This window comes from Ruegeria sp. HKCCE3926 (assembly GCF_017872515.1).
GTDB lineage: Bacteria > Pseudomonadota > Alphaproteobacteria > Rhodobacterales > Rhodobacteraceae > Ruegeria.
The window spans coordinates 1-18,585 of record NZ_JAEDOU010000002.1 but is presented as its reverse complement, the minus strand read 5'-3'; the positions used below and the strand labels follow the sequence as shown (position 1 = coordinate 18,585).

Genomic DNA, 18,585 nt, shown 5'->3' with positions numbered 1-18,585 from the left:
TTCACGCTCCGTACATCTTTGACTTTCCTCTTGCGTAGCAATCGCTTTGATGTAGATCAATAGTGTATCAATTTTTCCTGCGACCGAGTGAAGCGTCTGCCGTGCCTGCATCCAACCGAAACCCCAATGCTCTGCCGGTATATATTCAGATCGCGGAACTTCTGATCCGTGACATCGCGGCTGGTCGCCTTATTGACGGTGAACGATTGCCGCCCGAGCGCGAGATGGCCGCAGAGCTGAATGTCTCGGTTGGGACGCTGCGAAAATCGCTCTCAGAGCTAGAAAAAAAGGGGATGTTGGAGCGAATCCAAGGCTCGGGGAACTACATACGCGAGACCGGTACGCAAAGCAGCGTCTATGCAATGTTTAGGCTGGAACTGCCCGAAGGGGGTGGCCTGCCTCGTGCGGATATCCTGTCGGTTGACCATCTGAAAAAGCCGGTTGGTCTGCCAAAATTCGGTGCTTCTGACGCCGGTTCGCGTGTCCGGAGGATGCGCTACCTGAATGATACAATCATCGCTGTCGAAGAAATCTGGCTGGACGAATCAGCGGGCCTGATCGACCAGAGCCTGCTGTCCGACTCGCTCTATCGCTATTATCAGCGCCAGTTGGGCTTTTGGATCGCAAGAGCCGAAGACAGGGTTTCGGTCCGGCCTCTACCGGACTGGACACCTTCTGACTTCACCAAGCCAGCCGGCCAAGCAGTCGGTTACATCGAGCGGTTCAGCTGGTCGGAAAGCGCCGAACCCGTCGAATTCTCAAAAACCTGGTTCGACCCGGATCGGGCCAACTACGTTCAACGTCTGAAGTAGAAGGAAACGCACATGACCCGGACCATCAATTACGGGCTGATTGGATGCGGAATGATGGGGCAAGAGCACCTGCACAATATCGGATTGCTGGAAGGTACCAGTGTGGCTGCGATCTTTGAACCCGATCAGGAGATGGCAAAAGCCGCCAAGGCAATTGCGCCGACTGCAACCATGGCAGGTTCCGTGCAACAGCTTCTGGCGGTAGAGGAACTGGACTGCGTCGTCATTGTCAGCCCGAACCATCTTCATGTGGACCAGATCTGCGAAATCGCTGAAACACGTCCTCTGCCGCTTCTGGTAGAAAAACCATTGTTCACCGACCCGCAGGACGCGCCCCGGCTCGAGCAGTTGCAGCGCGACTACCCCTGCCCGATTTGGGTTGCGATGGAATACCGGTATATGCCCCCTATCGCTGCTTTGATCGACAAGGCCGAGGCGACAGGTGGGGTGAAAATGCTGTCGATCCGCGAGCATCGTTTTCCCTTCCTCGACAAGGTCGGCAACTGGAACCGGTTCAACCGAAATACTGGCGGTACTTTCGTCGAGAAATGCTGCCACTTCTTCGACTTGATGCGTCTGATATTGCGATCCGATCCGGTGCGCATCACGGCAAGTGGCGGGCAGGCGGTGAACCATCTGGACGAAAGTTACGACGGTCAAACCCCGGATATTCTGGATCACGGCTATGTTCTGGTCGACTTTGCTTCGGGCGCGCGCGCGATGTTGGAACTTTGCATGTTTGCCGAAGGCGCACGCTACCAAGAAGAAATATCGGCCGTCGGACCGGACGCCAAGATCGAGGCGTTTGTTCCCGGACCCGGACGATTCTGGCCCGACCATTTGGGTGCCCCGCCGCTGCCGCAGGTGATCCTGAGCCCGCGCAACCCCAAAGGTCCGGTATCAATGGACGTTCCGGTCGACTCCACCCTTTTGGCGGCAGGGGATCACAATGGGTCGACCTATTATCAGCACAAAGGGTTCCTGGCCGTGCTTCGTGGCGAAACAGCAAAACCGGATGTAAGTTTGAAGGACGGCCTCTGGGCTGTCAGGATGGGGCAAGCGGCACAACAGGCAATTGAAACCGGTGAAACGGTTTATCTGGCCTGACCCGCTCCCGCTGGTCCCTGCCCGGCCTGCTGGTCGGCTGGCCGGTCTGCCTTTCCCTGGCGCTCTTGAACAAGTGCTAGTAACCGACCGTGAACGCAGCACACTGGAAATTGGCTGATTGTGCCTCGTCTACCAGCGCAACGGCAAAGTCTTCCATCGATATCTCCGAATTGCCCAGTTCATCGACCAGCAGCGTGTCGGTGCCGGTTCTGAACGCGCCCAGGCGTGGGCCGGGCTGCAAAAGGGCTGGAGGGCTGGCATAAGTCCAATTTGCCGATGTTTCAGAGGCGCAGAGCTCCCATTGCGCCATCGATGCGCGGGCTGTTGGAACGATGTTGTCAGGCAAGAAATCCGGATCTGACAGAACCGTATGCGGACTGCCCTTTGGCAGATGCAGGCGCGCGGCGCCGCCAACGATGATCACCCGAAGACCCGTGCGTGAAGCAGCATTTAGGATCGAACGTGTCAGAGCCACGATCTCGCCTTCGCGCCCGGGCGCAGAGCGCAACGCGCTGATCGCAAGGTCCTGAGACTCCATGGCTGCGACGAGGGTTGCGGGATCTGTCGCATCCGCGATGACCGGTCTGACACCCTCGGGCAGCTTGGCAATCGCTGCCTCGTTTCGAATAGCTGCGGTTACGAGATGCCCGCGAGCAAGCGCTTCCGTTACGACGCGAGAACCGACATTGCCGGTGGCACCAAATACTATGAGTTTCATCGGAGTTCTCCTTTACAATGGGTGGCGGATGGAGATTTTCAAAAGCTCAGATGGGCGGGTACGCGCCGCTCTTTGACCAACCCAGATTGCTGCAAAGACAAGCGCGGCGCCGGCGATTTGCATCTGTGTCAGCGCCTGACCCAGCAATGCCCAACCGATCAGAACGGCGGCGAGCGGGCTGAGAAAACCAAGCGCCGAGACGGCCCCTGGCTCTATCCGTGAGATACCGCGAAACCACAGGATATAGGTGAGCGCAGCCCCGATGAGCGCTAGGTAGAGGATGCCTGAGAGGTTCCGTGCATCCAGTGTTGGAAGCGGCGGCTCGATGAAGACGGCCAGAAGCACCAGCAACAGACCGCCGGCGGTCAGTTGCCAGGCGGTGAAGGTAAGCAGCGGCACCGGAGGTTGCCATTTCCGAGTCAAGACCGTGCCTGCCGCCATCGAGGCCGCCCCGCAAACTCCGGCAATCAAACCGATGGGATCAAGCCTTATACCTGACCCTAGGACAAGCAGCCCGACACCAAAGATGCCGATCAAGGCAGCCATCACGGCCGACGCTCTGATCGCTGTCCCAAGCAGCAGCGCGGCCAGGAACACGACGATCAGAGGCTGTATCGCACCGACTGTCGCCGCGACCCCTCCAGGCAGCCTATAGGCTGCGATAAACAGAAAGGCCCAGAAAAGCGTGAAGTTGAGCGCGCCGAGAACGAAAATGCGCAGCCACCAAATTCCTTTCGGCAAGCGCGGCGCCATTACCAGCAGCAGAAGGCCGGCAGGCAGAGCGCGCAGGGCGGCCATCGTCACCGGATACCCTGAAGGAAGGAATTCCGTCGTCACAAAGTAGGTGCTGCCCCAAACCAGCGGCGCAATGGCTGTTAGTGCAATGTCGAGATGTCTCATCGCGGATCTCCATTATCTTGAGGTCAAGATATATCCATTTATCTTGACGTCAAGAGATAACTTCGCAATATAGTTTCATGGACCACGTAGACCGCATCATTGCCCAATGGAACAAGGCCCGGCCCGACCTTGATGTCGGACCGATGGAAATCATCGGTCGGCTGTCACGATTGACTTCCAAGCTTCGGGGCGAAATGGAAAGAACCTGGAAGGCTCATGGGTTGAACGCCGCCAGCTTTGATGTCCTGGCGACCCTGCGCAGATCCGGAAAACCCGATGGCTTATCCCCTGGAGCATTGCTGGATCTGACCATGGTGACCTCGGGAACAATGACCAATCGCATCGATCAACTCGTCAAACACGGCCTCGTCGAGAGGGTGCCAAACCCTGAAGACAAACGCGGGTTTCTGATCCGTTTGACAGAAGCCGGATTTGCGACGATCGAGAAAGCCGTCGTCGATCATGTCGACACACAGCATCGCCTTTTGCGCGGACTAACCTCGGCAGAAGCCAAAGACTTGAACAGGCTTCTGAAAACGCTGGATGAAAGGATGAACTCCGAAAGCGGGGCGAATTCAAGCGATTAATCGTCGTTCAAGATGCAACGCATGACCACGACCTTTTGGTTCTATGACGCATCGACATGGGCGGCCCAGACCGGTCATCGCTTCTGCGGCGCCCGCCAGACCGGACTTTGGCCGCAGGTGCAAAGTCCTGAACCTTTCGAAGGTGCATTTCGCGGTACGAAGCGGGCGTTCGCGATCACGCGTCAAACGTCTGCTTTGTAGTGCGCCAGAAACATCGCGACGCAATCGTCCAAAACATCTTTGGGCGTCGGGTTTTTACCGAGGAAGAACTCTGGCCAGAAAAAGAAGTTCTTTACCAGCGCCAATAGCTGGTTGGTTGCAAAAACCGGATCAGCCTTTCGGATAACGCCCACATCCACGGCTTCGCTGAACAGCCTGGTTATTGGGTAATCAAGTGTCGCGGTTTCAGTGAAGAATTGCCGGGGCCGGTCAAGGTCACGGATCAATTCTGAGATGACCATCCGATTCAGTCCGATGGCCGTCTCTTCCGTAATCACCCCAATGCAGCGCCGCAAGGCTTCCTTCAATTGCTCGACGAAGTCACGATCCGGGTCAAAGGGCCGAAGGCGGTTCCGACCTATACCAACATGCTCATCGGCGGTCGGGGCATGCAGTCTCTGTTTTCCATCGGAGAAGTCTAAGCCGACAAGATCGTGCAGCCATCCCTGACCATCTACAGCAGTACGGCCTTCACCGCCCCTAGCTCAACGCAATTTGTCGGAAAGCTAACGAATAAGCACGAGGAACTGGCATTTGATCAGTTCTCGCACGTGGACTTCTACTACAAACCCGAGGCGGTAAAAGCATCGTCGGATGCGGTGGTTGAGTTCTTTGGCAGATAAACTGACAAGGCAGAGTCAGTCCGCGACCTCTGCCATTTTGGTTGGTCAATTACAGGATCGCTTGACCGTTCCCGTATGAGCTTTGCCGTCATCTTATGTGCGGGTTGCAGAACTCGGTCTTCGTTTCGGGGTGCTCGCCAAAGAGGTTACAGCCGATGAAGCGTCACGTATCGCCGTCCTCGACCCAGTGTCGTTTCTTGTCGTCGCCCGGGATCAGATCATAGGTTGTCTGAACGTCTTTCCCAATGTTTTTGGCGTGGAACGCGACAAGAAACGAAGGCGGCACGGTTGCACCATGCATGGTCTTCGCAGCAGCCGGGCCGATATCGTCACCACCCATTGTTTGAAACCCACCCCACTATGCAATAAGTTGTCCTTTGCTCACTTGCTGTCTGTGCAGAACATGGCACTTGGGGCCGACCAGGTTTATAGCGCCGCCCGCCGTACCACGCGCAGAACGCGCCGGATGGCAATTTGCAACACGCCTCAGAAGTATTTTGCAACCTCCCAGACGCGATCACCAGGACCGGAGCAACAGGTCAAATGTCTCGGCTATCATCGGGTTGTCTTTGCGACGTTCCAATGCCGCGAAACTCAGACACGCAGGAACAGACACGGAATTGCAGACGGCAAGCCCGAAGGATTGCTTTTGATGCAGCGCGATGGACTCGCGGCAGAGGCTCAGGCCAATGCCGGACCTGACCATTTCAAGCATCGAAGCTTCTTGATCCACCAGCGCAACCACGTTCGGGCGGCAGGCGTGACGTTCGAAAACTTTGGCCAGAAGGCGATGGTGAACAGAGGCTTCGGGCGTGCCGATCCAAGGAAGGGCTGCAAGCGAAGACCAGTCGGACTCTTCCACCTGCTTCTGCCAGCCAGCCGGTCCGATCACGCGATACGTGAATTCGGCCAACTTGATGGCATGCACCGGATCGTCTCCGTCCGACCCGATGCTGGATAGGTCATCGGGCCCACACAAGTAAAACCCGGCATCAACCCGACCCCGCTTGAGCCATGTCAAAATATCTCCGCTGACCCCGTGCTTCAGTTCGGTTTCAACATCAGGATGCTCTGCGCGCAAATTCGCCAACAGACGCCCCAACCGGATGAACTCCGGATCGACGATCGTACCGATCGTCAGTTTTCCACTCAAGCGCCCAACGCGCAGGCGGGCGCTGCGTTGGAAATCACTGACTGCATCGAGGACGTGTTGAGCCTTCGCTAATACCGCAGTGCCGTCATGAGTGATCTGCAACCCGGTAGCGGTTCGGTTGAACAAGGTAAGCCCCGTATCTTCGGATAGACGCTTGATTTGATGGCTGATGGCCGGCTGTGTCAGGTTCAGCACCTCGGCTGCGCGTGAAACACTGCCTTCCCGGGCCACCGTCACGAAGGCCAGGATGGTGTTAATGCTCGAAAACCGGTCCATATAAAATTTACTAATATGGTATTGTGCAAATTGTCATTAGCTTTTTGCCTGCCGCTCCCGCAGAGATCGGTAAAACCAGCGTTCCGGGAGGGGGCGTGAACCACATCGTTGGCTTGTGGCGGAGAAAACGTGCCGCATAATCGTGCAGCCTGCAAGAGAACAGCATACCTTGTTCCCTCTGGCGCACAACTGGCAACGAAAAGACAGAACAGGTGGAAGACAAAGATGTCTGATGGCGCAAACAGGTACGACTATATTGTGATTGGCGGCGGTTCGGCCGGGTGCCTGATGGCCAACAGGCTGAGCACCGATCCAGGGAACCGGGTTTTGCTGCTTGAGGCGGGCAAGCCCGATACCTATCCTTGGATACACATTCCGGTTGGCTATCTCTATTGCATCGGCAACCCGCGCGCAGACTGGATGTACAAAACCGAACCCGCTAAGGGGCTGAACGGGCGCAGCCTGCTTTACCCGCGCGGGAAAGCGCTGGGCGGGTGTTCCTCAATCAACGGGATGATCTATATGCGGGGCCAGGCTCGTGACTATGACAACTGGGCCAAGCTCACCGGTGAAGAGGCATGGAACTGGGAAAACGCGCTGGCCGACTTCAAGGCTCATGAGAACCACTACCGGTTGGATGACGGCGCCGATCCGCGCACCGGCGACAACAGTCGGTTTTCCGATCTGCACGGGCATGGCGGCGAATGGCGGGTGGAAAAACAGCGACTGCGCTGGGATGTTCTGGACAGTTTTGCCGAAGCCGCGGTCGAATACGGCATCCCCAAGACCGATGATTTCAACACCGGCGACAATGCCGGGGTTGGCTATTTCGACGTCAACCAGCGTTCTGGCTGGCGTTGGAATACCTCCAAGGCATTTCTGCGTCCCGCCAAGTCGCGCCCGAACCTGACGATCTGGACTGAGGCGCAGGTTGAGAAACTGACTTTCGAAACAGGCGAGACCGGTCGGTTGCATTGTTCCGGGGCAGTTGTCTGCCACAAAGGACAGCCCGTTGCGGTCGAGGTCTCAAAGGAGGTGGTTTTGTCTGCGGGCGCCGTGAACTCGCCGCAAATCCTGCAACTGTCGGGGATCGGCCCGGCGGCGCTTCTGAAAAAGCACGGAATTGATGTCGTTATGGATGCGTCCTGTGTGGGCGAGAACCTACAGGATCACCTGCAAATTCGCGCGGTCTACAAGGTCAAGGGCACCAAGACGCTGAACACCCTGGCCAATTCGCTGATAGGCAAGGCCAAGATCGGACTGGAATATGTGCTGAAGCGCTCTGGCCCGATGAGCATGTCGCCCAGCCAGTTGGGGGCTTTCACCCGGTCTGATCCGGCAAGACCACACGCCAACCTCGAATACCACGTCCAGCCGCTGAGCCTTGAGGCGTTTGGCGAAGACCTGCATGATTTCCCCGCCATCACCGTCAGCGTCTGCAATCTGAATCCGACCAGCCGCGGGCATGTCCGCATCGCGTCTTCGGATTTCCGTCAGCCGCCCCAGATTACCCCCAATTATCTCGACACGGACGAAGATCGCAGGGTTGCCGCTCAAAGTTTGCGGCAGGTACGCGAAATCATGTCTCAGCCCGCGATGGAAGCTTACGAGCCGGAAGAGTTCAAGCCGGGCATTCAGTATCAAACCGACGAGGAACTGGCCCGTTTGGCAGGCGACATCGCCAGCACGATCTTTCACCCGGTTGGTACGATCAAGATGGGCCGAGAGGATGATGAAACCGCCGTTCTCGATTCGCATTTGCGCATGAAGGGGGTGATTGGGCTGCGCGTCGTTGATGCCTCGATCATGCCAGAGATCACCAGTGGAAACACCAATTCGCCCACGATCATGATTGCAGAAAAGGCCGCAGGCTGGATGCTGGCCGGTCAATAAATCCTGTAGGCATCCGGGTTCAACAACTTCCCAGAGGAACCACGCGCAAGCCGTTCTCCGATCTTCCGGTGACCGGCGTGAGAGTCGCCGACTTTGGCCGGTATATCACCGGTCCTGCTGTCGCAATGTTGCTGGGCGATCCGGGCGCGGCATCAACGATGTTCCGATCGCTCCGCAGCGACGCGACATCCACTTCCCGATGTCTTTGTCCAATCAACCGGCATTTGGCGCGGCACGCATGACCCTGCCGGGCGCGAATAAAATTCAAGCCCGGGGGAATAAACCCGATCGCCTGCGTGTAAGTGTCATGTCTGCGATGATGCAGACGCCCGACACGGAGGAACACCCGAATGACCCGCACTTCTTTTGCGCTGACCGCATCCACCCTGATGGCATGCGCCCTTGCAACCGCCGCCGCAGCTGGCGACGCCCCGGTCCTGACCGGGAAACTGGGCGATCAGACTATTTTGATGGATGCCAACAAGATGACTCTTTATACGTTCGACAAAGACGAAACGGGCAAGTCCTACTGCTATGATCAATGCGCAGTGAACTGGCCGCCGCTGACCGCAGCCGCGGGAACCGAACTGCCCAAGAACTATTCGTTGATCCAGCGCGACGATGGAACAATGCAGGTCGCCTACAAGGGCCAACCGCTGTATCTGTGGATCAAGGACAAGCAACCCGGAGAAATGACCGGCGACGGCGTTAAGGGCGTGTGGCATACCGCGCGGCCCTGATTGCGGCGCCAGGGGGCGGTCCGACCGGGCCGCCTTTGGCTTAGACGATGACACGGACATTCGACCAGCAACTCGAAGACGCCTTGCCCGATCTGTGGCGATTTGCGTTTTCACTGACCCGGAATCGCGACCTGGCCGACGATCTGGTGCAGGATGCGGTCTTGCGCGCGATCCGAAAAAAGGGGCTCAGATGGCCGGGCCACCCGGTCAAGCCCTGGGCGATGAAAATCCTGCTTAATTGTTTTCGCAATGACCGGCGGCGCGCTGCGATCCGTCCCGAAACCGATCCTCGGGCGTTGGATCAACTGGTCTCGCCCGGGGCGACCGCCGAAGAGCGATTGGAACTGCGCTGGCTGTGGCGTCGGATCGACGCCTTGCCGGAGGATCAGAAACTTGTTCTGCTGGCGGTCACCATCGCGGGGTTGACCTATGCCGAGACCGCCCGATTGCTGGGCGTCCCGCAGGGCACCGTCATGTCTCGGTTGTCCCGGGCCCGGACACGGCTGCAAGCCCCGGAAGAACAGGCGGGCAAATCACGATTGCGGAGCATGACATGACGACCGAACCGAACATGGACACTCTGATTCAGGCCGCAGTCGACGGCCAGTTGACGCCATCTCAGCAGGACCGTCTGGACCGGCACCTTGCCGCACATCCCGCCGACCGTACGCGGCTGGCGGCAATGATCCGGCAGGCGGGAATAATGCGCATCTCGGTGCCGCAGCCCGATCCCGCGCAACTGGACCGGCTGATGCACAGGGCGCGCGAGGGCACCAGTCACGGTGTGTTAGGGCGGCTGGCCGCAGCGGTGGCGATCTTTGCCTTGGGTCTGGGCAGTGGTCTGCTCCTGTCGCGGGATTCTGTCAAGCCCGAGAAATTGATGGCGCAGGCACCAATTCAGGCGGCAGCGGCACACGCCCTTTATTCACCCGAGGTTCTGCACCCGGTCGAGGTGTTCGCCGATGAGCGCGAGCATCTGCAAACCTGGCTCAGCAACCGGCTGGGCGCGCCGGTGATCGCGCCGGAACTGGGAGAGACCGGCTACCGGCTGATCGGAGGTCGGCTGCTGCCACTGGGCCAAGGCCCGGCGGCCTTCTTCCTGTACGAAAACGAATCCGGCGACCGCCTCAGCCTGTTTGCCAATCTGACCACGGACCCAGCTCGAACCTCGTTTCAATACCGGCGCGACGGGGATTTGGGCATCGTGTTCTGGCAGGATGGGCGGTGGGAATATTCCATGGTGGGCCGCTCCGGTCGCCAGGTCATCGAAACCATCGCGCGCAAGGCCCATGAAGAACTGATCTGACAGGGCTATTCCGCCGCGCGCACCGGTTCGCGGTCGGTCAGGGATTTCCACGCGTCATACTGTGACAGAAAGACCTTGCCGTTCAGGTCGTCGAGGAAGTGGGACTGTTTCAGCCTGTCCATGACCGGGCCTTTGACCTCGCTCAGATGCAGACCGACGCCCATGTCGCGCAGGCGGTCATTGATCGCCTCGAGGCTTTCCAGCGCCGAAAAGTCGACCTCGTTCACCGCCGAGAACATCAGAACCACGTTGCAGATCTCGCAGCCTTCGGTCACGCGCGACTGGATCAGATCCTCGAGGAAGCGGGCGTTCACAAAGTACAGGCTTTCATCCACCCTCAGCGTGACCAGCGTGGGGTCGGTCTCGACCTTGTGGCGCAGGATGTTGCGGAAGTGCTGGGTGCCCGGCACCAGCCCCAGCTCGGCCACATGCGGGCGCGAAGTCTTGTACAGATACAGCAGGATCGAGATCGCCACACCGCTGGCCACGCCGGTCTCGACCCCGGCCAGCAGGGTCAGCAGAATGGTGGCGGCCACGGCGGCAAAATCGGCCCGCGAATAGCCCCAGGTCTTTTTCAGGATCGAGAAATCCACCAGGCTGAGCACCGCCACGATGATCGTAGCGGCCAGCGTTGCCTTGGGCAGGAAGTAGACCAGCGGGGTCAGGAACAGCGCGGCTATCGCCAACCCGATGGCGGTGAAGGCACCGGCCGCAGGGGTTTCGGCGCCCGCATCGAAATTGACCACCGATCGTGCGAATCCCCCCGTAACGGGGTATCCCCCGGAGAACGCGGCGCCCAGATTGGCCGCCCCAAGGCCGATCAGTTCCTGATCCGGGTCAATACGCTGGCATTTCTTGGCGGCCAGCGTCTGCGCAACCGAAATACTTTCGACGAAGCCGATGATCGAGATCAGTATGGCGGGCACCAGCAGCGCGCCGATCAGGTCCGAAGACAGTCCCGGCAGGGTCAGCGGCGGCAGGCTCTGAGGCACCTCGCCGACGATCTTGACACCCCGCGCGTCCAGTCCGAAGGCCCAGACCGCAACGGTGGTTGCCACAACGGCCGCCACTGGCCCGGCCTTGGTCAGCACATCCGCCAGCAGCGGTGGCACCCCGATGCGTCGCAGCGCGGGTTTGAGGTTCTTGCGCACCCAGAACAGGAAGGCCGTTGCCAGCACGCCGATCACCAGGGCGATCCCGTTGGTCTGGCCGAGATTCTCAACGATCGATCCCAGCATCTCGGGCAGAGTATGCCCATGCGCGCTGACCCCCAGGATGTGCTTGAGCTGGCTGGTGGCGATCAGGATGCCCGATGCGGTGATGAAGCCCGCAATTACCGGATGCGACAGGAAGTTGGCCAGAAAGCCCAGCCGGAACACGCCCAGCAACACCAGGAACCCGCCTGACAGAAAGGCCAGTGTCAGCGCCGCCACCGCATATCCGGCGGTGCCCTGCTCGGCCACCTGCCCCACGGCGCTTGCCGTCAGCAGCGACACCACCGCCACCGGCCCCACCGCCAGCGCCCGACTGGTTCCAAAAACCGCATAGAGGATGATCGGCACGATAGAGGCATAGATCCCCGCCTCGGGCGGCAGCCCCGCCAGCAGCGCATAGGCCAGCGATTGCGGGATCAGCATGATCGTGACGATCACCGCGGCGATCAGGTCGTTCGACAGCGCCGCCCGATCATACCGGCGGCCCCAGTCGAGAATGGGAAGGTAACGATAAAGGCTCTGCATGGGGTTTCGTCCTGAAAAGGCGGCGGTCAGCACGAGATGGCTCTGACCGCCAGATCAAGGCCTGACTTGCGCGAAGACAGGACAGAACTTGCGTCGGTTTCGGGGGTGGGCGGCTTATTCAGCCGCGACTTTCAACGGTTCGGGCTTGGCCATCCATTCCTTGCCCTTCAGCATTGCCGACCAATAGACCGGTGGCAGCAGCTTTTCCTTGAGGAACCAGGCCGCGCGGCTGGGTCTGGTGCCGTCGATCAGGAATTTTGGGAAACTGGGTTTCAGAACACCGCCATACCCGAACTCGGCCAGCACGATCTTGCCGCGCTCCACCGTCAGCGGGCACGAGCCATAGCCGTCATAGGCCGCCACCGGCGAGCGCCCTTCGATATCGGCCAGGATGTTGTCGGCCAAGGTCGGCGCCTGCTTGCGCGCGGCGGCCGCGGTTTTGGCGTTTGGGGCGTTCATCACGTCGCCCAGAGACCAGATGTTGTCAAAGCTCTTGTGCCGCAGCGTCGCCTGATCGACATCGACCCAACCCGCCGCATCGGCCAGCGGCGAGACCCGGATGAAGTCCGGCGCCACCTGCGGCGGGCAGACATGCATCATGTCGAACTCGACCGTCACCTGCTCGGGCTGCTCATCGGGTTTGGCCACCGTGAACGTGGCCGTTTTCGCGGGACCGTCCACTGAAACCAGATTGTGAAAGAAATTCAGCGTGGCGTCGTATTTCCTGACGTACTCCATCAGCGCCGGGACATAGTCCTTTACCCCGAACAGCACCCCGCCCGCGTTCATGAACTGGATGTCGATATCCTTCAGAACCCCGCGCCGGACCCACGCATCGCCCGACAGATACATCGCCTTCTGCGGCGCGCCGGCACATTTGATCGGCATCGGCGGTTGGGTGAACAGCGCGCGGCCCGCCTTCAGCCCTTCGACCAACTGCCAGGTATAAGGCGCCAGGTCATAGCGATAATTCGAGGTCACCCCGTTACGGCCCAGCGTTTCCTCCAGCCCCTCAACCGCGCCCCAGTCCAGCTTGAGCCCCGGAGACACCACCAGACGGTCGTATTTGACGACCCGGCAACCATCCAGAATCACGGCGTTGTTCTGCGGCTCGAACGCGGCCACAGCGGCCTTGATCCATTTGACTCCCCTCGGGATCAGCGAACCCATCGTCTTGGCCGTCTGTTCGGGCGTGAATACGCCGCCGCCCACCAGTGTCCAACCGGGTTGATAATAATGCACGTCGGACGGGTCGATGATGGCGATCGACAAGTCGGATTTGCGCGCATGCAGGCTGGCGGCGGTGGCGATGCCCCCGGCGCCGCCGCCTACGATCACCACGTCAAAGGACGCATCCCCCGTGTCGGTCGGGGTCTTGCCGCCATTGGCGATTCGGCGGGCGACGCCGCTCAGGTCATAACCGGCGAACTTGGTGGCCGTCAGAATCTCGGAGACGGGCCGCTTGTGCGCTGCCTCGTGCAGCGACCACAACGTGGCCGAGCGCGTGCCCGTCCGGCAATAGGCCAGAACCGGGCCCGGCAACTCGGTCAGGGTACGGCCAAATGCCTGCGCGTCATCATCCTTGACCATCCCGCTCTGTACCGGGACATAGCGCGCCTCAAGGCCATGTTTCCGGGCCGCAGCCTCGATCTCGTCAAAGCTGGGCTGATCGGCACCTTCGCCATCGGGCCGGTTGCAGATGATCGCCCGAAACCCCGCCGCCTTGACGGTTGCCATGTCGCCCGGCGTGATCTGCGGCGAGACCGACAGTGCGTCTGATATTTTCCTGATATCCATGTTACCTCCGCAGATCAGAGTTTGTTGACGGGAACTTTGAGCATCTGATTCCCATCCTGATCGGTCGGGACGTCGCCCGCGCGGATGTTGACCTGGATCGACGGGATGATCAGTGTCGGCATGGCCAGCGTCGCGTCACGCTCGGTGCGCATCTTGATGAACTCGTCCCGACTCTTGCCGCCGCCCACATGGATGTTGTGCGCCTTCTCCTCGGCCACGGTGGTTTCCCAGCGGATGTCCCGCCCGTTGGGGCCATAGTCGTGACACATGAACAGGCGCGTCTCGTCCGGCAGGCTCAGCACCTTCTGGATCGAGTCATACAGCGTGCCGGCATCCCCGCCCGGGAAATCGGCCCGGGCCGAGCCGCCATCGGGCATGAACAGCGTGTCACCCACAAAAGCCACATCGCCCATGACATGCACCATGCAGGCCGGCGTGTGGCCCGGCGTGTGCATGGTAAAGGCGGTCATGTTGCCGATCTTGTAGGTCATGCCATCGGTAAACAGCGCATCGAACTGGCTGCCGTCGCGCTGGAACTCGGTGCCTTCGTTGAAGATCTTGCCGAACACCTCCTGCACGATCTTGATGTTCTCGCCGATGCCGATCATGCCGCCCAGCTTCTGCTGGATGTAGGGCGCCGCCGACAAATGATCCGCATGTGCATGCGTTTCGATGATCCATTCCAGCTTCAGACCCTGCTTTTCGATCTCGACGATCAGCAGGTCGGCATGGTCGAACGTGATCCTGCCGGCCGCATAGTCGATATCCATCACGCTGTCGATGATCGCGCAGGCGTTCGACGTCGGGTCCTTGACGATATAGCTGATCGTCGCCGTCGCCTCGTCATAGAACCCCTGAACCTCGGGTTTGACGCTTTGGTCAACAGGATAGGCGCCAATCGGCGTCGCGATCGCGTCCGTCATCCTTTGGTTGTGCGTGTCAATAGACTTCTGATCGTTCATATTCGTGCCTCCTCTTGGGCGCGAGTCGAGCCTTTGTCAGCCGCCCGTCATCATCATTTCGTGAACGGCCGCCATGACCCGGGTATCCGATGACCGGGTGACGGTACGGATGCCGTCCGGCAGGTTTTCGACATTTCGCGTGATGGTATCGAAGTTGCGGAACATCGCTGCCAGTTTGGCGATTTCCTCGGGCGTCGCATTTCGGCCGCGCAACCCCGGCGTGTTCACGTCGTCATGGCCTTGCTCTTCCGCTGTGTGGCGATGCCGCATCGGGCTGCCGGCCCTTCCAGCCTTGCGGCCGGGTGCATCGTGCCGCAGAAAACAGGTGCCGAGCGCACCGACCGCCGCAGCGGCAAGCGCCGCAAGGGCAATGCCGCCGAGCTTCGGGATGTTTTTGCGGTCATCCATTTCCGTCTCCTGGGTTTTGGTCCGCCCGCAACCGAGATTCTGTTCAGGGCCTCGACACCTTGGGCGCGAATCTAAAGTTGAAATGCAAATATAACTTTCAAAGCACCAGTTCAGTGACAAAGTCACGAAACCCGCAACCCTTTGGCAACTTTCAGACGCCCTGAGCCTGTCTTTCCAATGCGGGCTTGTCGGTCAAAGTGATCCGTCCGCGCGATTGGCTGATCATCTCGCGCTTTTGGAAATCCTGCAAAATCCGCGTGATGACTTCGCGCGCAGTGCCCAGCTCGCTGGCAAGCTGTTGATGGGTGGCCCGGATTTCATCGCCCCCCTCGGCCAAGACAAGAAGACGCTCGGCCAAGCGCACGTCCAGATGCCCGAAGGCCACATCATCCACCACCCGCAACAGATCGATCAATCGGCGCGAATAGGCCTCGAAGACAAACTGGCGAAAGGCATCCTCTTCCGAGGCCAGACGATCAAACGAGAGTTTCGGCAGAACCACGGCAACGACATCGGTCTCGGCAATACCTTCTGCATTATAAGCTTCTTCGGCCAACATGCAGGCTGTGGTCAGTACACAGCTTTCACCGGCCTCGACTCGATACAACACAATCTCGCGCCCGGAATCCGACCTTTGAGAGACCCGGACCCGGCCGTGATACAGAAAGAGCAGGCTGTCGGGCACATTGTCGGGCCCGAATACCTGGGCACCCTTCGGGAAACTCAGGATTCGGGCGGCTGTCCGCAACCTTTCCCGTACCGGTTTGGGAAGGCGGCTGGTGCCGTGGAAACGCTCGGTCCAGTCGGTGATCGTCATCTTGCCTTGCGCATGGGTGCCACGATGCCCTCCTCGATCGGCGCGATGCGGTTTAGCAACTCACCCCGGTTTGCGGCGATGTCGGCGAGGGTCAGATCATCGAGCACCGCCATGAACGCCCGGGTCGCTTTTTGAATCGCCTGTGACAGCTTGCATATTCCGATCAGCGGACAGGTATTTTTTTCAGGATTGAAACATTCGACCACGTCCAGTGGCCCTTCGGTCAGGCGAATGACATCGCCGATGACGATGTCCTCGGCCGGTTTGGCCAGCCGGAACCCACCACCCCGACCCCGCGTGGTTTCCAGATAACCGGCGCGGCCCAATTCGTGCACGATCTTCACGATATGCGGTCGGGCCAGCCCGTGCACGCGCACGACATCGTCTACGCGGATGCGGTTCGGCGCCTTGAGCGCCGCCAACTGCAACGAACGCAGAGCGAAATTGGAATAGGATGTGAGTTTCATGTACGTCTCTTTTCTAAACCTCTATTCTAAATATAATTTATTAGCAAGCTCGGCGATCTTGTCACTGACCGGGATGCGGCACGGAACTACCTGAACCGATGAAACAAAGCCCAAAAGACCGAAAGGAAGACCAATGACCTTGCTTCTTGGGGACGTTGTTCGCGATTTCCAGGCCGGCACCACGACCGGCCCGTTTTCCTTCCAACACTGGATCGGCGACGACTGGGCGTTTTTTTCAGCCATCCCGCCGACTTTACTCCGGTCTGCACCACTGAAATGGGCCGCACTGCGCAGCTGGCCGACGAATTTTCCGAGCGTGGCGTGAAACCCATCGGTCTGCGCACCGACACCGTCGCCGAACACCTGCGCTGGATCGAAGTCGTCAACGACACCCAGCATACGAACCTGACCTTTCTCATCGTGGCCGACCCTGATCTGAAGATCGCCAAACTGTATCAGATGATCCACCCGGCGCAGTCCGAAACCGCCGCGGTACGGTCGGTGTTCATCATCGACCCCGACGAGGTGCTACGCCTGACCATGACCTATCCCATCAGCGTTGGGCGCTACTTCGAAGAAATCCTGCGTGTGATCTATGCGCTGCAAACCAGCGACGCGAAATGCGTGGCCCTGCCCGCCGATTGGGTGCCTGGTGGTGCGGCGATCATTCCATCATCAATTCCGAATGAAAACGCCAAGGAACTGTTCCCGCAAGGTTGGGAAGAGATCCGGCCTTATTTGCGGAAGGTGAAACTGGCCGGCTGAAAGGTCGCCGGACTTGCGCGGGTTCTGTCGCAAATTTCTTTGAGAGTTGTATAGACGAAACTTGAGAGGCGAATACCCCACCAGCTGGATAAATTGCTGAAACGGACGAAGCCCGGGCGCAAATTGACCTTTGCGGATCATGTTTGCCAATTCTATGCCTGCCAGGACAGATGCGGCTGAAACGAGTGATTTGAACCCCAGCATGAGTCTGATCCTTCGTTTGATGAAGCGGTGGTCTTGTTCAATGATGTTGTTGAGGTATTTCAGCCTGACCGTCTCAATCAGGATCGGGCAACCAAAGCTTTTGAGCATCTTGTTGATTGCCGTGATGCCAACTGTATTGGCAGCACTTTTGTCGATGACGATCTTGCGCGGCAAACCGTTAACCTCACGTGCGCGGGCGAAGAACGAGCGGTGAACATGTCTGATCTGTTTTGGCTGACCGACGCCCAGGTAGCGGGTGTTGAGCGGAATAGTCTTCATTAGTCGCAATGGTTTGCGCTGGCGCGATGCGCCGAAGGAATACGGCCCGCACAGTTGAAGGGGACTGTGGCCCCAGTGGGGCCGCGTAAGCCCGGGAAACGCTCTACAACCACTGGAAACGGTGGAGCGGCAAGGGCATCTTCGCCCGGATGATGGCCGGATTGGCCGCTGAGCACGGAGAAGATAAGACCGTGATGATCCCCTCTCATCGAAACTGCGTTTCGACTGCCGGGCAGTGGACGCGACCTACCTGAAGGCGCACCGCACAGCGACCAGCATGAGCGTCAAAAAGGGGGCGTGGACACCTGATTCACTGCCTGGCAGGCGCATCCGAAGGATGCTGCCGAGAGGGGCCGAACCAAGGGCGGCATGAACACCAAACGGCGTGTCATCCGCGACAGCGAGGGGGCGCCCACTCAACATGTTTGTGACGCCTGGGCAGATGAGTGATTACATCGGCGCACGAGCATTGTTGAGCAGCCTGCCAGATGTCGAATGGCTGCTCGGAGATCGCGGATATGACGCTGATTGGTTCCGGGAAACGTTGAAAGACAAAGGGATACGCATGTGCATCCCAAGCCGGAAGCAGCCAAAAAAAGCGGTGAAGTACGACAAGCGTCGCTACATAGTCGCAACCCCCCTCTCGTGACATTGCTGTGCAATGCACTGTCGGGCAGTGATACGAGATCATGTTCGGAAGGTTGAAAGATTGGCGACGTGTGGCTACCCGATACGACAGGTGCCCAAAGGTCTTCCTCTCAGCCATCGCACAGGCGGCTACCGTCATCTTTTTGGCTATGAATTCTGACCCTA

At 59.1% G+C, this 18,585-nt stretch carries 18 protein-coding genes and 3 pseudogenes; 9 read left to right on the top strand and 12 right to left on the bottom strand.

What is annotated here, in order from left to right; translation table 11 throughout:
• Window positions 1-101 precede the first annotated feature (101 nt).
• Window positions 102-812 (top strand): GntR family transcriptional regulator, encoded by a 711-nt coding sequence (locus I9184_RS08360; protein WP_171723837.1) that lies wholly within the window; start codon window positions 102-104, stop codon window positions 810-812.
• Between the two features lie 12 nt (window positions 813-824).
• Entirely contained in the window at window positions 825-1,919 is a 1,095-nt protein-coding gene (locus I9184_RS08355) for a Gfo/Idh/MocA family oxidoreductase (RefSeq protein WP_209833764.1), read from the top strand.
• Window positions 1,920-1,995: 76 nt separating this feature from the next.
• Here I9184_RS08355 and I9184_RS08350 read toward each other — a convergent pair whose 3' ends face one another.
• Window positions 1,996-2,637 (bottom strand): NAD(P)H-binding protein, encoded by a 642-nt coding sequence (locus tag I9184_RS08350; RefSeq protein WP_209833763.1) that lies wholly within the window; start codon window positions 2,635-2,637, stop codon window positions 1,996-1,998.
• A gap of 12 nt (window positions 2,638-2,649) precedes the next feature.
• The gene (locus tag I9184_RS08345; RefSeq protein ID WP_209833761.1) at window positions 2,650-3,537 is read right to left on the bottom strand and encodes an EamA family transporter; all 888 of its coding nucleotides are present in this window, start codon (window positions 3,535-3,537) and stop codon (window positions 2,650-2,652) included.
• 77 nt (window positions 3,538-3,614) lie between these two features.
• Here I9184_RS08345 and I9184_RS08340 point away from each other — a divergent pair, with 77 nt between their 5' ends.
• Window positions 3,615-4,124, top strand: a complete 510-nt coding sequence (locus tag I9184_RS08340) for a MarR family transcriptional regulator (RefSeq protein WP_209833760.1) — start codon at window positions 3,615-3,617, stop codon at window positions 4,122-4,124.
• Between the two features lie 182 nt (window positions 4,125-4,306).
• Here the strand turns inward: I9184_RS08340 and I9184_RS08335 are convergent, their stop codons facing one another.
• The 3 genes from I9184_RS08335 to I9184_RS08325 form a co-directional block, all read right to left on the bottom strand.
• Window positions 4,307-4,651, bottom strand: coding sequence for a TetR/AcrR family transcriptional regulator C-terminal domain-containing protein (locus tag I9184_RS08335; protein ID WP_210092974.1), 345 nt, complete (start codon window positions 4,649-4,651; stop codon window positions 4,307-4,309).
• Between the two features lie 478 nt (window positions 4,652-5,129).
• Complete coding sequence (locus I9184_RS08330) at window positions 5,130-5,306, bottom strand: hypothetical protein (protein WP_171638374.1); 177 nt, start codon at window positions 5,304-5,306, stop codon at window positions 5,130-5,132.
• A 177-nt stretch (window positions 5,307-5,483) separates the two neighbouring features.
• Window positions 5,484-6,395, bottom strand: coding sequence for a LysR family transcriptional regulator (locus I9184_RS08325; RefSeq protein WP_209833756.1), 912 nt, complete (start codon window positions 6,393-6,395; stop codon window positions 5,484-5,486).
• 225 nt (window positions 6,396-6,620) lie between these two features.
• Between I9184_RS08325 and I9184_RS08320 the strand changes: the two genes are divergently transcribed.
• The 4 genes from I9184_RS08320 to I9184_RS08305 all read left to right on the top strand — a co-directional run bounded on the left by I9184_RS08320 (window position 6,621) and on the right by I9184_RS08305 (window position 10,334).
• Complete coding sequence (locus tag I9184_RS08320) at window positions 6,621-8,288, top strand: GMC family oxidoreductase N-terminal domain-containing protein (protein ID WP_209833754.1); 1,668 nt, start codon at window positions 6,621-6,623, stop codon at window positions 8,286-8,288.
• A 350-nt stretch (window positions 8,289-8,638) separates the two neighbouring features.
• Entirely contained in the window at window positions 8,639-9,028 is a 390-nt protein-coding gene (locus I9184_RS08315) for a hypothetical protein (RefSeq protein ID WP_171638368.1), read from the top strand.
• A 47-nt stretch (window positions 9,029-9,075) separates the two neighbouring features.
• Window positions 9,076-9,585 carry an RNA polymerase sigma factor gene (locus tag I9184_RS08310; protein WP_209833752.1) on the top strand — a complete coding sequence of 170 codons (510 nt, stop codon included), beginning with the start codon at window positions 9,076-9,078 and terminating at the stop codon, window positions 9,583-9,585.
• Window positions 9,582-10,334 (top strand): anti-sigma factor, encoded by a 753-nt coding sequence (locus I9184_RS08305; RefSeq protein WP_209833751.1) that lies wholly within the window; start codon window positions 9,582-9,584, stop codon window positions 10,332-10,334. Before I9184_RS08310 ends, I9184_RS08305 begins: the two co-directional genes overlap by 4 nt.
• 5 nt (window positions 10,335-10,339) lie before the next feature.
• Here I9184_RS08305 and sulP read toward each other — a convergent pair whose 3' ends face one another.
• The 6 genes from sulP to I9184_RS08275 form a co-directional block, all read right to left on the bottom strand.
• Window positions 10,340-12,073 carry a sulfate permease gene (gene sulP, locus I9184_RS08300; RefSeq protein ID WP_209833749.1) on the bottom strand — a complete coding sequence of 578 codons (1,734 nt, stop codon included), beginning with the start codon at window positions 12,071-12,073 and terminating at the stop codon, window positions 10,340-10,342.
• 114 nt (window positions 12,074-12,187) lie between these two features.
• Window positions 12,188-13,870: a bifunctional protein tyrosine phosphatase family protein/NAD(P)/FAD-dependent oxidoreductase gene (locus I9184_RS08295; protein ID WP_209833747.1), complete on the bottom strand. Its 1,683-nt coding sequence runs from the start codon at window positions 13,868-13,870 to the stop codon at window positions 12,188-12,190.
• A gap of 14 nt (window positions 13,871-13,884) precedes the next feature.
• Window positions 13,885-14,793 carry an MBL fold metallo-hydrolase gene (locus tag I9184_RS08290; protein ID WP_209834082.1) on the bottom strand — a complete coding sequence of 303 codons (909 nt, stop codon included), beginning with the start codon at window positions 14,791-14,793 and terminating at the stop codon, window positions 13,885-13,887.
• Between the two features lie 75 nt (window positions 14,794-14,868).
• A complete protein-coding gene (locus I9184_RS08285) occupies window positions 14,869-15,240 on the bottom strand; it encodes a hypothetical protein (RefSeq protein WP_209833745.1) in 372 nt (123 codons plus the stop codon).
• 151 nt (window positions 15,241-15,391) lie between these two features.
• Window positions 15,392-16,057 (bottom strand): Crp/Fnr family transcriptional regulator, encoded by a 666-nt coding sequence (locus I9184_RS08280; protein WP_209833742.1) that lies wholly within the window; start codon window positions 16,055-16,057, stop codon window positions 15,392-15,394.
• Window positions 16,054-16,524 (bottom strand): Rrf2 family transcriptional regulator, encoded by a 471-nt coding sequence (locus I9184_RS08275; RefSeq protein ID WP_171638354.1) that lies wholly within the window; start codon window positions 16,522-16,524, stop codon window positions 16,054-16,056. The genes I9184_RS08280 and I9184_RS08275 overlap by 4 nt, the downstream gene beginning before the upstream one ends.
• 133 nt (window positions 16,525-16,657) lie before the next feature.
• On the opposite strand from I9184_RS08275, the pseudogene I9184_RS08270 reads away from it, so the two are divergent.
• A pseudogene (locus tag I9184_RS08270) lies at window positions 16,658-17,289 on the top strand (peroxiredoxin).
• Window positions 17,290-17,364: 75 nt separating this feature from the next.
• Here I9184_RS08270 and I9184_RS08265 read toward each other — a convergent pair.
• Window positions 17,365-17,697, bottom strand: a pseudogene (locus tag I9184_RS08265) (DDE-type integrase/transposase/recombinase); the annotation flags it as partial.
• A gap of 12 nt (window positions 17,698-17,709) precedes the next feature.
• Between I9184_RS08265 and I9184_RS08260 the strand changes: the two are divergent.
• Window positions 17,710-18,585: pseudogene (locus tag I9184_RS08260) on the top strand (IS5 family transposase); the annotation flags it as partial.